Raw genomic sequence first — 12,509 nt, 5'->3', positions numbered from 1 at the left:
ACTCCTTGCGGCCTCTTCCGTTGGTAGGCGGCGCGCCAGGGGTCACCCTCGGAGGTTGGCCGAGATCATCCTGACAATGGATTGCGCGGTCAGCCCTCACCGTCGCGCAGAAGGTCGGCATAGGTGCTGGCCTGCCGCGCCGCGTTGCGGTGCCAGTCGGCCTGTGTGCGGTGCTCCTCGGCCAGGGGCGGCTCCGCGGTGACCAGTTGGTCGTAGACATCGGCGATCTCCTCGTGCACCGCGGCGATGGCGAGTCGGTTGGCGCGCACCGCGGACGCGTGCCCGCGATGGGCCGAGATCTCCAGCGGGTCACCGCCGACGGGCACGGCCGCGGGACCCTGGGCATGCAGTGCGCCGTACTCGTCGTTGAGCCCGGTGGCCCGTGCGTCCAGCTCCATACGGCGGACGTGCAGGGCGGAGCCGCGGGCTCGCAGGCTGGCCTCGTACGCGTGGGAACCGGGGAAACGGACCGCGTCCAGGCCCGAGGTGACCGCCTGCGGCCGGTCCGGGCGCAGCCTGGCATGACGCGCGTCCGCTTCCGCCGCCACCTCCAGCGTCTTCAGGTGCGCCGGCAGCGCACTGCGCCCGGTGGCCGCCCAGGCATGGATGTCGCCGTACCACTTCTCGTGCGCGGACTGCCGGGTCATGCCCGCGGCCTCCCCTATCTGCCCCCAGGTGGTGCCACGTTCGCGCTCGGCGACTACCGCCTCCCGGATCACGTCCTCCGCGCGACGCGCCAGCCGCAGTGCCGTACGCAGCAGGTCCCCGGGGGCGGGATCCGGTTCGACCGGTACGGCGTCCAGGACGGCGTCGGCCAGTTGACGGAGCGTCAGGGCCAGTGCGACGCGGGACTCGTCGCGGGGGGACAGCCGGTGAGACTCGGGCGCGGCCGGAGCTGAGGGGGTGCCTGCGACATCGGTCATGGCGTCAGGCTAGCCCTGACACCGAACACCTGTCAGGGACAGCCTGACGGCTTGTCCTCGCCGAGCAGGCTCCGATAGCCGCTGACGTGTCCGGCCGAGTCGAGCATGGCCAGACCCCGCGCCGTCAAGCTTGCGCTGTCTGTCCTCCAGGGCGCCGGACAGGTGTTCGTGCCGCTGGCGGTCCGGATCTGTGCCAGCACGGCGGCGAAGTGGTTCAGCAGGCAGCCGCCCCGGCTTCGGTATCGACGTCCATCCGGTCCAACGCTCGCCCGACGTCCGCGGCTTCAAGGTGAGTCCGCGGCGTTGGACATCGAGCGAAGCATCGGGTGGCTCATGCAGCTCTCGGCAGTACCGCCACAACACCGTCGCCATCATGCGTCGTCGAGGCCGAGGGCGTCTTCAGGGGCCCCGACTCTCTTGTGTTCGCGCTACCTGCGATGCATCGTCTCCAGGGCGGCGGCCAGTACGTGGGGGTCGTGGTGGCCCTTGTAGACAGGCGGAGGCTGCTTGTCGAGCTTTAGCAGTTGTGCCACCGCGGTCCAGGCCGTGCGTACGGAGTACTCGACGGTGAACACGACGTCGTCGGGCACCTCGGTGAACTGTCCCATGAAGGCGAGATTGACCGATCCGTCGGGCACGACCTTGGGCCGGTCCTCGCGGTTGCGGACCAGGAACTGGCTGGTGATGTACGGCATCACGCAAGGCACCACGGTGGACGTCCGAAGGACCCGCGCCGCCGTCGGCGCGTCGAACCTCAGATGGTGCAGGACCTCTTCCAGGATCTCCCGTCCGGAGCACATGGTCATCGGCTTGGGCGTCTGGTTGCCGGCCCGGTCGGGGAACAGGCCGTAGCCCCACCAGACTCCGACGTCCTCGGGCTGCTCGCGGTAGACGGGCTGTCGGTTGGCGACGATGGTGAGCAACCAGTTGGAGTCGGTGAAGGTCATCAGCCCGCCCTTGCCGGCCGGTCGCCCACTGAAGTTCTCCAGCGCTGTGAGGAACGCGGGGTCCTTGGAGGTGACCGTGAAGGACTCCCAGCGGGACTCCTTCACATGCTTGTCGAAAGTGGCCGGGTTGCCGAAGTCCTCGCGTCCCCGGGCCAGTCGATGCCACAGCAGCCAGGCGTCGGAGCGGTGGGGAGCCGGGGGCGGGGCAGAGCTGTGCGAGCCGAGGCTGGAGGCGTCGGTCATGGAGCCGAGGGTGACCAGGACCAGGTCCTCGGGAGCCACGGAAACCTCTTCGTCCTCTCCGCGCCTGCTCAGGAACAGCGTGTCGACGGTACCGCTGGGGATGCCCGGCGTGAACCCGAGGTCGGTGACGTGGCAGCCGGTGTGCACGGTGACGCCGGCTTCGCGCAGCCAGGCGGTCAGCGGGCGCACGATGGAGTCGTGTTGGTTGTAGCGGGTGCGATGGATGCCCGACATGGAGGCGAACTGGGGGAGGAGGTGGATGAAGCGCCTGAGGTAGCGCCGGAACTCGATCGCGCTGTGCCAGGGCTGGAAGGCGAAGGTGGTGCACCACATGAACCAGAAGTTGGTCGCGAAGAAGTGCTCGCTGAAGCAGTCGGTGATCCGCTTGCCGTCCAGAAGTTTCTCGGGGGTCGCCAGACAGCGGACCAACTCCAGCCGGTCCCGTTCGGAGAAGCCCATCGAGCCGGTGTCCACCGTCTTGCCGTCACCGTCGACGAGGCGGGTGATGTCGTCCCAGGCGAAGTCCTCGTGTCCGGCCAGGATCTCATCGGTCACGGAGACCGCGGGGTCGTCGAGCGAGGGGATGCCGGACAGCAGATCGTAGGTGCACCGGAACTCGGCCTCGAACATCCGCCCGCCGCGCATGGTGTAGCCGGCGTCCGCAGTGCCGCCCGCGTCCAGGCTGCCACCAGTGGTCGGCTGTTGCTCGAAGAGGTGGATGTCGGATCCCTTGAAACCGCCGTCGCGGATCAAGAACGTCGCCGCGGCGAGCGCCGCGATCCCGCTGCCCACCAGATACGCCTTCGCCATCACACAACTCCTGGTTCTCACTCATGGATCGAAAACCGCGCATCACAGGTTTTCGTGCGGTGCAGGGCTGCGTCAGTGGGCCGTTGGGCACTTGCCTGGTCCGGACGGCCCACGGAGCGGGTCTTGGCCCCCTGAGGTGTCTCTACGAATCCGTTGGCAGCTTCTACGACGCCGTTGGGGGACGGACTGCCAACTGTTGCTGACGAGATGCAGTTGATAGTCAGTAGCTGAGCCGCGTCCAGGCTCCTTCCGCCTCGGACGCGAGGCGGGTCGCGGTGACGTGGTGGACCTGCTGGAGGAGGGGGGTGGCCACCAAGCTGCCGGCGCAGGCCGATGAACCCCTGTGATCCCGCCCCGCGCCCGCCCCGAGAGAATGCCGGTATGCCGAAGCCTCCGCTGCTGTCCTTGCCCGAGCTGGAACGATCCTCCGTGGTCGCCAACAACACGATGAACCGCGAGCGGGGCCTCGTCGGGGTCAACAGCTACGCCCGCGAGCTGGGCCTCGATCCCCTCGCCTGGCTGGGGGACCGTGCCGCCCCCTCCTGGCTGGACCTGTGCTCCGGCGAGGGCCGCGCCCTGCGCGAAGCCGCCTCCGCCCTGCCCACGGACGCGGTCCTCACCGGCGTCGACCTGGTGGGCCCGCTCGTCCCGCGGCCGGCTCCGGCCACGCTGGAGGAGATCGGCGCCTCCGTCTCCTCCTGGACCCCGGGCCGGACGTACGACCTGATCACGTGCGTCCACGGCCTGCACTACGTCGGCGACCAGCTCGGCCTGCTCTCCCGTGCCGCTTCCTGGCTGGCCGAGGACGGGCTGCTGATCGCGCACTTCGACCCCGACTCGGTGCGCTGGGCGGACGGGTCGCCGGCGGGCCGCGCCGCCGTCACCGCCCTGCGCACGGCCGGATACGAGTACCGCCCCCGGCACCACCGACTAATTCTGCGGGGCGGGCGAGCCCTGCGGCTCCCGTTCCACTACATCGGCGCAGACCCCGACGCGGGCCCCAACTACACGGGCCAGCCCGCTGTGAGCTCGCACTACGAGCCCTGTTGAACGGCCTGGGCTGGAAAACGCCCGAGGGCGACCATCCTCGTCCAGCTCACCGCGGGTGTGCCGACATGCAGCGGCACATCTAGGATGCTCCCGCTGCTCGTACAGCTGACATGGAGGGGGAGCTGTGGCGATAGCGCCGTTGAACCTTGAGGAATTGCTGCCCGGTGAAGGAATCATCCTTCGTAAGAACGCCAACGCGGTCATCAATGTTCGAGCGGCGGGGCTGTCCCGGTTCGCGTTCGACGATCTCATGTGGCTGGTCGGTATGCGAGGGAAGGAGGCCATCGGCGGACGGCTCTATCTGACCAACTATCGACTGGTCTTCAAATCTCATCGTTTCAACCGGATGCGCGGGAAGTTCAGCATCTTCCTCCCCTGCATCGAGGAGGTCCGCGATTCCTCGGTCGCGGTCACGCGGCAGGTGGCTGTGTCGACGGGGACCCAGGATTTCACGTTCGTCGTCTGGGGCGTCCCGGAGCTCGTCGACACCATGGACCGGTGCCGGGCCGAGTTCGACGACGCGAACGTGGCTGATCTGGCCGCCCTCGTTCTGGCCGAACCCTGGAAGCTGGGCGGCGGCCTTCGGACGGTCGCCCACTACGAAGCACTGAACGTGCTGATGAGCGCCGTACGGCGACGAGGCAGCGACCTCTCGGACGCCGCAACGTCCGTCGCCAACCTCATCGACAACCGTTTCAACCCGGCGGATGTGTCCGAAGCCCTGCAAGCGGTGGAACTACTGATCCGCGCGGGCCAGCATCCCACCGCTCAGCGCTGACGACTTCTGTCACACCCTGTGGTGAGCCGGATGGAGGCAGCGGCTCCCGCCGATGGAACCGGGCCGCAAGCACGCCGCAGGCGACCCTGCAACTGCTGCGGGCGCGTGGGGATGAGGAGACGCGGAAGGCGATCGACGCTGAACCGGATCGCCGCCCGCAAGATCTGCCCCGCGAAGCCGCGGCCCGAGCTCTGGCGCATCTGGGCGAGAAAGGGCTGGGCCTTGGGGCCGGTGAGCTGTCCTGGAGTTCGTCTGCGCAGTGACTGCCACGGAGGCGCTCCGTCTGCTTCCGGCGTGATACAGGTGCCCGTCTCCTCTCGTTCGGGCTTGGTGGTATTCGTGGAGCGCACGCCATCGCTACGAGGTTGAACCCTGCGGCTGCCAATCCCGTCATGTTGGTTGATGTGGCGTCGAGGGCGAATTCTTCGGGGCGGCATCATCCAATCGACGTCTTCGGGAAGGGCTTACAGGATGGTGTGGCAGAGCGACAGCAAGGGGACGGTCCGCTGGATCGCCGGAGTCGCGCTGGTGGTGACGGTCGCGGGTGTCACGGGTTGCTCGAAGGACAAGGACTCCGGCGCGGACAAGGCGCCGACCGTGAGCAAGTCGACTGCGAGCCAGCCGACGACGGCCGCCCCGAAGCCCCGTCAGTCAACAGCCGAAGAAGCGGTTGCCTCGTGGGTCACCGCGGTCATCGAGGGCCGGCCGAAGCAGGCATGCGTGGTGATGGCAGAACCAGCCACAGCTTCGTCGCCCGCTCAGGTCGGCACCCCAACGAGGTGTAACAGCAACACACCCGAGATGCGCCAAATGCAGCAGAACCTGGGGAGGTTCCGCAAGGCGTTCACGCCCAAGCAACCTACGAACAACCCAAAGGTGGAAGTCGCCCATGTCCCGGAAACCGGTGGCAAGGCGGTAGTCCCTGCCGACAAGATCACCATCGACGGACAGACTCTTGAGAAGGTCATCCTGTCCAACTCCACAGGGATCAAGCAAGGGCAGTTGGACGTCAAAGTGGAGTCCGCCAAGATCAAAGGCGCCTGGTACGTGACCAACCTCGATTTCAACGTCGGCTGATGCCGTGACCGGGGACGTCGGCCGGGCAATGGATAGGCCGGGGTGAGGCTCGGAACTCCGGGGATCGGCTGCACAGGCACAGGCCGGAGGGCTACTGCCGTTGGCAGAAGGTCGACGCGGTCCGGTGCCTGGCCGCGGGCGGTAGCACCTGGCGGGCTCTGCCCGCCGGCGTCCCCGCGCGGAACGCGGGTCTACGCGTTCTGACGGCGCAAGCGCGCCGCATCCCCTGGTGTGCACTGCAACAGCCCGTACCCTCCGCCACCACCTCATGCCCCTCCGGCTCGAAGCCCGTGCCGTGCCCTGCCCTGCCACTGGTCGAGCGCAGGCTCACGGCCACGTCCGCCCCGCTTCGTTTGGATGGGGCCGTTTTCCATGGGCCAATGCGCCACGAGTTGAGGTGGTGGTGCCGGAAGGGTGGTTCTCGGCGGCCGCCGTCTCATCCGAGCATGTCCGCCGCCGACTCGTACCCGGCAGCCTGCTTCGGCGTGAGGTAGTGCGAGACGCGGACGAGGACCGTCCCGTGGACATAGTCGTACTCGGCGAGTGCCGGCATCGACTTCGTGACGGCCTGGATGTACGTCGCGCGGGCTTTCGCGTCAGCCGGGCTGCCGAACACCTCGATGGCGCCGCCGCGTTCGACGTCACCCTTGTCCGTGCCGCTGACTTGGTCGCCGGGGATCCGCGTGTCCTCGAAGGTGACCTTGGACGTGTACTGGCTGGGGCGGCCGAGCAGGTGGTTCGGGTCGTTGTCGGCGGTGACCACGCCGGATTTCTTCGCGGACGGTACTGCGGCCGTGATGCCTGTGAGCGCCGTGTCCGCGGTGAGGGGCTTGCTGGCTGGTGTGGCGGCCTTCGCGTCTGAGTGGTGGTTGCTGGGGGAGTTGCTGCTGCATGCCGTGAGCACGACGAGGGCCACGATGGGGAGGGCAGCGGAGGTGAGGGATTTGCGCATGTCTGCGATGCTGATGGTCTACAGAAGCCTCTGTAGGGGTTGTGGCGGAGTCGTGATGGTGTGTTCGATCTCGTGCTCGCGACGGCCTCGGTCCCGCGGGCCCAAGCGTCGCTGTGCAGCAGATGCCCCGGAGCCAGACGGCGGCTCCGGGGCCCACATCGACTACGGGCAGTTCTCGCCGTACTTCACCGCGTCCAGCGTCACCGGCTGCCGCTTCAGCGCTGCGCCGGCGGACGGCTTCTGTGAGCACACCTGCCAGTTGGACTCGATCAGCACCATACGGTCGTCACCGGACACGTCGTTCACGGTGATCGACGTGCCGCTGTCGAGCGCGGCCCGGGCGGCCTTCACGCTCTTCCCCCGAAAGTCCGGCATCTTCCCGTCGGCAGCGGATGGTGCGGCCTGATCCTTGGATGGGCAGGTCTCGGCGAGCTTGACCGCGCCGAAGTCCAACTCGGTGTTGGTCGACGCCGTCGTGCCGACCTTGACATTCTGAGAGCAGACTTTCCAGTCGCGATCGAGGATCTGCATGCGGGCACGGCCGAGTGCGTCGTGGGACTTGAGACTGTAGAAGCCCGCCTCCTGGGCGGTGTCCTGGGCGGATTGGAGGCTCATGCCCACGAAATTGGGCACGGTCTTCTTGGTGGCGGTCTTGCTGTCGCTGCCGCTGGTCGCTGTGGCCGCTGATGTGTTGCCGTTGCTGCCAGGTGTCTTGGTGGGCTGGCATGCGGTGACGACGCCGAGGATGGCGAGCACGGCTGTGGTGCCGGCGAGTGTCCTGCGGTTCACGGTTCCCCCTAAGTGTTTGTGTTGTGCCGGTGGGTGAGGTTACGGCGCGTGTGCAGTGCCTGGTGGTGGAGTGACGGTGCCTTGACCGGATTGGGTGGCGGTTGTGCTGCGGAGCAGGGAGAGGCTCCTCATCGGAGGGGCCTCATCGCGCGCGGTGTACGCGCGGGCCGTCGTGGTGGAACTGGCGGACGGATTGCACGGCTGCTTTCCTGCGGATCGGAACACCCGGGACATGCCGGTGTTCTTCCGGATCGCCACAGCGGCGGCCGGGTGGACCGCTGGTTGATGTGACATCCGCCGCTGTCGCCGACGCACCACCCTGAGCCGCCACCGCATGACGGGTGCTCGGACAGCCTCCGCGCGGACGCTGGCCTCGGTCTCCGTCCCGGCCGGAAGCAGCCTCGCCATGTCGCCGTACCGCCTTGATGTGACGGTACCGGCGAACGCAGGCTGGCAGGCCGGTGACCTCGGCATGTTCACCTAGCACCTCGACCGTGGCGGGGCGGTGAACTGCCCGGCGGCGGTGGTCCGTCCGGGCTGGGCCGGCCCATGACTCCGCCTCCCTGAGCGGTCGGTTGGGCCGACCGCCCAGGTCCGGAGCGGGGTTTGATCGTGACGATCGTCGGCGTCCATCTCATCCTGAGGTCGGTTCCGGGCAGACAATCGTTGCTGCTTCGATCGAGTGACCCGGCCAAGTGACCGGTCCCAGCGAAGGGCCCCTGGAACAGCGTCACTTACATCCGACCGCACCTGCTGGCACTGCGAAGTGCTTACGCGTGGCAGGGCGGGCCAACTCGGGCGACCAGGCCGGGCGCGTTCGTCCGTCGTGCGACCCGCGTCGGCCAATCGCGGCGTAGCGCCGGCGTTTTCACATCAAACAGGCGGAGTCGCTGCCTCATGTTCCGGCTCCGGTCCCTACCAACCTCAGGTGCGAGCGCGCCATGACTCAGCGCGGTGGGTGATCCGACACCCATCCGTACGAAAGGAACCCAAGAGTGCGCAGAACCAAGATACGCAGCCTGGCGGTCGCCGTCGGGGTCACGACGGCCGTTACGGGTCTGGGGGCCACGGCGCTCGGAGCCCCCACTCCGAGCACGGGCCATGCCGTGTCGTCGTCCGGCACCTCTGACGCTGCTGTGGTGGAGGCCGCGCGCACAGCCGCCATGGCCCACGCCTCGGCGACCGGCCTCACCAAAGGTGAGGGACTGCGGGCCCAGGACGTGATGCTCGACCCGGAGGGCGCGCGCCACGTCCGGTTCGAACGCACCCACCAGGGCATGCCGGTCCTCGGCGGCGACCTCGTCGTGCACCTCGACCACGCGCTGGCGTACGCGGGTGTCACCCGTGCCGCCGGCCACGAGGTCAAGCCCGCCACGACCAAGGCGAAGTTGACGTCGGCGCAGGCAGCGGCCAAGGCCGCCTCAGTCGCCAAGGGCAAGGCGGGCAGCGCCCACTTGGTGGTGGACGCCCGAAGGGGCGCATCCGCCCTCGCGTACCAGGTGCAGGTCAGCGACAGCGCCACCACCGAGGCCAATGGCTCCCGGACGGTCGTCATCGACGCCGACACCGGCAAGGTCCGCAGCGACATCCCTGACAACGACGGGATCGTCTCGCCCGAGCTGCGCGAAACGCTGCGCAAGCGCGGCGAGAGTCTCACCCCTGCCACGGACAACGCCCCTGCGGGGTCCGGCCTCGGCGCGACCACCCCGGCCCCGGCCGCGGACGGCAGCTTCCCGCGCACCGTCAAGGGCAGTGGCGCGTCTCTGTCCCTGGGCACGGTCCCCCTGACCACCACCCAGACCGCCCCCACCACATTCCTGCTGAAGGACCCGACTCGCTACGGCACGGAGACGCGGGACGCTAAGGACCAAGAACTGGACGACTACGCCAGCAGCGCCCAGATCACCAGCACCACCAACAAGTGGGGCAACGGCGCCGTCTCCAGCCGCACCAGCGCCGCCGTGGACGCACAGTACGGCATCGCCGAGACCCTGGACTTCTACAAGAAGACCTTCGGGCGCAAGGGCATCGCGAACGACTCCCAGGGCGCCCACGCCATGGTGCACTACGCCAACAAGTGGGCGAACGCTGCGTGGTCCCATGAGTGCCAGTGCATGCAGTACGGCGACGGCGACGGCAAGTCGTTCAAGAAGCCGTTGGTCAACCTGGACGTCACCGGTCACGAGCTGACCCACGGCGTGGTGGACGCGACGGCGAAGCTGGAGCCGACCTTCCAGGACGCGAACCGTCAGTACGGTGAGCCGGGTTCGCTGAATGAGTCGCTGGCCGACATCTTCGGCTCCAACGTCGAGTTCTTCACCAACAGCGCGAAGGACACGCCGGACTACCTGATCGGCGAGAAGCTGGGCCTGGCTCAGAAGTTCATGCGCCGCCTCGACAAGCCGTCGCTGGACCGGCTTGGGCGCACGGTCGACTACTGGTCGCCCGACGTCTTCTACACCGAGGTGCACGCCGGTTCCGGCGTCTCCTCGCACGCGTACTACCTCCTCGCGGAGGGCAGCGGGAAGAAGACGATCAACGGCGTCAAGTACGACTCGCCCACGTACGACGGCGGGACGGTCAAGGGCATCGGCCGCACCAAGGCCTCGGCGATCTTCTACCGCGCCCTGACCCGCTACATGGTCTCCACGACCGACTTCCACGGCGCGCGCGTCGCGACACTGAAGGCGGCCAAGGACCTCTTCGGCGCCGGCAGCGCCGAGTACAAGACGGTGGACAGGGCTTGGACGGCGGTCAATGTGACCGCCGCCAACACCCCGGAGGCGCATTCCTGACGGATCGTCAAGCACCGGTTGTCCTGCTCCCGGCGGAGCAACGTCACATCGCAGTCACCGCATTTGCGCACGGAAGGGATTTCAGATGAACCAGCATCGCAGTGCACACCATAAGAAGAAGGCAGTCCTCGGCCTTCTCGTCGGCGGAGCCGTCGCCGCGGGCGCTGCCGCGGTCCTGCCGAACAGCGCACTGGCCGCACGCGACAACGCAAAGGACGACAGTTCCCGGCCGGCCGGCACGCAGACCCAGGCATTTTCGCCCTTCATCGACATCGCCGACAGCCCTCCGCTCGACCTCGCGGCGACCGCGAAGGACAGTGGGGTCACACACTTCACCGTCGGACACCTCAAACGCGCGACCGGATGCGCCGTCGAGGGTGGAGACGACGTCCTTGCGAAGCTGGATCAGCTGCGCCAAGCGGGCGGCGACGTGCGGGTTTCCTTCGGAGGGGACGGTGGCGACCTGACGCCCAACTGTTCCTCTGCCACACAACTGGCTGCCGCCTACGCGAAGATCATCGACAAGTACAAGATCACGAAGGTCGACTTCGACGTGCAGGGATACGTCCTGAACATGCCGACGCTCAACCCCCTCCGCTCGCAGGCCATTGCACGGCTGCAGAAGAGTCACCCGGGCCTGGACGTGTCGATCAGCCTGCCCGCGCTGCCGGGCGGCTTCACCCCCAACGGCCTCAAGGTGCTGGCCGATGCCAAGGCCAAGGGCGTGAAAATCTCCACGGTCAACGCCGTGACCGGCAACCCGGGTGACACCGCCACCGACGCCGACCTGCTGAAGTACACGACCACCGCCGCCACCGCCGCCCAGCGACAGCTCACCTCCACCCTGGGACTGCCGGAGGCGCAGGCATGGAAGGCACTCGCCGTCACCCCCAGGATCGGCGAGAACGACTTCGGCAAGCGGTCGTTCACCCTGGAGAACGCGAAAGCACTGGTCGCCTTCGCCAACACCAAGCATCTGGGCCGGCTGTCCATGGATTCGATCAACCGCGACAAACAGTGCCAGGACGGGGCCGATTCGGCCGACGGAACCAAGCCCCCGTGCAGCGGCGTACGGCAGAAGCCGTTCGCCTTCAGTGAGGCCCTGGGCACCTACCGGGGTTAGCGGGATCGAGGGCAGGTGTCGCAGGAACCGACAGCTGCAAGAACACGGTGGCCGTCTGCACTTCGGTGCGGACGGCCACCGCCGCGCCCGCCCTCCTTGATTCGGCCTCATCGCACGGAACGGGCCGGTGCCGACCGAAGTCTCGCAATGGTTCGGCCCGACAGGACGGTCGGCCGGATCCGCCGGCGTGATGAGATCACTATGTTCGCCCACCTACCCTTCGACGCCCGGAGACGGAGAACTTCTGTGCAGCCATTCGCCGATGGATACGACTACGACGTCGTCGTGGTCGGATCGGGGTTCGGTGGGTCCGTCACCGCCCTTCGCCTCACCGAGAAGGGCTACCGCGTCGGCGTACTGGAAGCCGGCCGCCGCTTCACCCGCGACACCCTGCCGAAGAACTCGTGGGACCTGAAGAACTACCTGTGGGCCCCGAAGCTCGGCATGTACGGCATCCAGCGCATCCACCTGCTGGGCAACGTGATGGTGCTGGCCGGGGCCGGAGTGGGCGGCGGTTCGCTGAACTACGCGAACACCCTCTACGTACCGCCGAAGGCCTTCTTCGACGACCCGCAGTGGCGTGACATCACGGACTGGCAGGAAGAGCTCCAGCCGTACTACGACCAGGCCCGGCGCATGCTCGGTGTGCGGCTCAACCCGACCATGACCCCGTCCGACGTGCACCTGAAGGCGGCGGCGCAGCGGATGGGCGTCGGCGACACCTTCCACATGGCGCCGGTCGGGGTGTTCTTCGGCGACGGCGAGGACGCCGACGGGGAGGCCAGGGTAAAGCCGGGCGAGGAGGTCGCCGACCCGTACTTCGGCGGGGCGGGCCCGGCGCGCAAGGCCTGCACCGAGTGCGGGGAGTGCATGACGGGCTGCCGGCACGGCGCCAAGAACACCCTCAACGAGAACTACCTCCACCTCGCCGAGAAGGCGGGCGCGGCCGTGCACCCCATGACGACGGTCGTGTCCGTCACGGACGACTCGCGCGGCGGGTACGCGGTCGCGACCCTGCCGAC

The 12,509-nt window shown here is 67.9% G+C and carries 11 protein-coding genes; 7 read left to right on the top strand and 4 right to left on the bottom strand.

The window, feature by feature from the left end; translation table 11 throughout:
* Positions 1 to 89: 89 nt before the first annotated feature.
* Complete coding sequence (locus IPZ69_RS20400) at positions 90 to 923, bottom strand: hypothetical protein (RefSeq protein ID WP_235455609.1); 834 nt, start codon at positions 921 to 923, stop codon at positions 90 to 92.
* Between the two features lie 428 nt (positions 924 to 1,351).
* Positions 1,352 to 2,923, bottom strand: a complete 1,572-nt coding sequence (locus IPZ69_RS20395; protein ID WP_235455608.1) for an oleate hydratase — start codon at positions 2,921 to 2,923, stop codon at positions 1,352 to 1,354.
* A gap of 381 nt (positions 2,924 to 3,304) precedes the next feature.
* On the opposite strand from IPZ69_RS20395, the gene IPZ69_RS20390 reads away from it, so the two are divergent.
* The 3 genes from IPZ69_RS20390 to IPZ69_RS20380 all read left to right on the top strand — a co-directional run bounded on the left by IPZ69_RS20390 (position 3,305) and on the right by IPZ69_RS20380 (position 5,828).
* Positions 3,305 to 3,973, top strand: coding sequence for a class I SAM-dependent methyltransferase (locus tag IPZ69_RS20390; protein ID WP_235455607.1), 669 nt, complete (start codon positions 3,305 to 3,307; stop codon positions 3,971 to 3,973).
* Between the two features lie 124 nt (positions 3,974 to 4,097).
* Positions 4,098 to 4,751 (top strand): hypothetical protein, encoded by a 654-nt coding sequence (locus tag IPZ69_RS20385; RefSeq protein WP_235455606.1) that lies wholly within the window; start codon positions 4,098 to 4,100, stop codon positions 4,749 to 4,751.
* A gap of 471 nt (positions 4,752 to 5,222) precedes the next feature.
* The gene (locus IPZ69_RS20380) at positions 5,223 to 5,828 is read left to right on the top strand and encodes a hypothetical protein (RefSeq protein WP_235455605.1); all 606 of its coding nucleotides are present in this window, start codon (positions 5,223 to 5,225) and stop codon (positions 5,826 to 5,828) included.
* Positions 5,829 to 6,264: 436 nt separating this feature from the next.
* Here IPZ69_RS20380 and IPZ69_RS20375 read toward each other — a convergent pair whose 3' ends face one another.
* Both IPZ69_RS20375 and IPZ69_RS20370 read right to left on the bottom strand, forming a co-directional pair.
* Complete coding sequence (locus IPZ69_RS20375) at positions 6,265 to 6,780, bottom strand: hypothetical protein (protein ID WP_235455604.1); 516 nt, start codon at positions 6,778 to 6,780, stop codon at positions 6,265 to 6,267.
* 162 nt (positions 6,781 to 6,942) lie between these two features.
* Positions 6,943 to 7,569, bottom strand: coding sequence for a PASTA domain-containing protein (locus tag IPZ69_RS20370; RefSeq protein WP_235455603.1), 627 nt, complete (start codon positions 7,567 to 7,569; stop codon positions 6,943 to 6,945).
* Between the two features lie 334 nt (positions 7,570 to 7,903).
* On the opposite strand from IPZ69_RS20370, the gene IPZ69_RS20365 reads away from it, so the two are divergent.
* The 4 genes from IPZ69_RS20365 to IPZ69_RS20345 form a co-directional block, all read left to right on the top strand.
* On the top strand, positions 7,904 to 8,053 hold the full coding sequence (locus IPZ69_RS20365; protein WP_235455602.1) for a hypothetical protein: 150 nt from the start codon (positions 7,904 to 7,906) through the stop codon (positions 8,051 to 8,053).
* Positions 8,054 to 8,564: 511 nt separating this feature from the next.
* The gene (locus tag IPZ69_RS20355; protein WP_308407512.1) at positions 8,565 to 10,364 is read left to right on the top strand and encodes a M4 family metallopeptidase; all 1,800 of its coding nucleotides are present in this window, start codon (positions 8,565 to 8,567) and stop codon (positions 10,362 to 10,364) included.
* An 85-nt stretch (positions 10,365 to 10,449) separates the two neighbouring features.
* Positions 10,450 to 11,487 carry a chitinase gene (locus IPZ69_RS20350; RefSeq protein ID WP_235455601.1) on the top strand — a complete coding sequence of 346 codons (1,038 nt, stop codon included), beginning with the start codon at positions 10,450 to 10,452 and terminating at the stop codon, positions 11,485 to 11,487.
* Positions 11,488 to 11,733: 246 nt separating this feature from the next.
* Positions 11,734 to 12,509 (top strand): NAD(P)-binding protein (locus IPZ69_RS20345; protein WP_235455600.1); only part of this gene is annotated, 776 nt, incomplete at its 3' end.

Origin of the sequence: Streptomyces olivochromogenes (assembly GCF_021538895.1) — a bacterium.
GTDB classification, from domain to species: Bacteria; Actinomycetota; Actinomycetes; order Streptomycetales; family Streptomycetaceae; genus Streptomyces; species Streptomyces olivochromogenes_A.
This window is presented reverse-complemented; position numbering and strand designations above follow the sequence as displayed.

Bases quoted from the DNA above. Each gene is read 5' to 3' on its own strand.
- IPZ69_RS20400 (WP_235455609.1), bottom strand. From the start codon at position 923: ATGACCGATGTCGCAGGCACCCCCTCAGCTCCGGCCGCGCCCGAGTCT.
- IPZ69_RS20395 (WP_235455608.1), bottom strand. From the start codon at position 2,923: ATGGCGAAGGCGTATCTGGTGGGCAGCGGGATCGCGGCGCTCGCCGCG.
- IPZ69_RS20390 (WP_235455607.1), top strand. From the start codon at position 3,305: ATGCCGAAGCCTCCGCTGCTGTCCTTGCCCGAGCTGGAACGATCCTCC.
- IPZ69_RS20380 (WP_235455605.1), top strand. From the start codon at position 5,223: ATGGTGTGGCAGAGCGACAGCAAGGGGACGGTCCGCTGGATCGCCGGA.
- IPZ69_RS20375 (WP_235455604.1), bottom strand. From the start codon at position 6,780: ATGCGCAAATCCCTCACCTCCGCTGCCCTCCCCATCGTGGCCCTCGTC.
- IPZ69_RS20365 (WP_235455602.1), top strand. From the start codon at position 7,904: ATGACGGGTGCTCGGACAGCCTCCGCGCGGACGCTGGCCTCGGTCTCC.
- IPZ69_RS20350 (WP_235455601.1), top strand. From the start codon at position 10,450: ATGAACCAGCATCGCAGTGCACACCATAAGAAGAAGGCAGTCCTCGGC.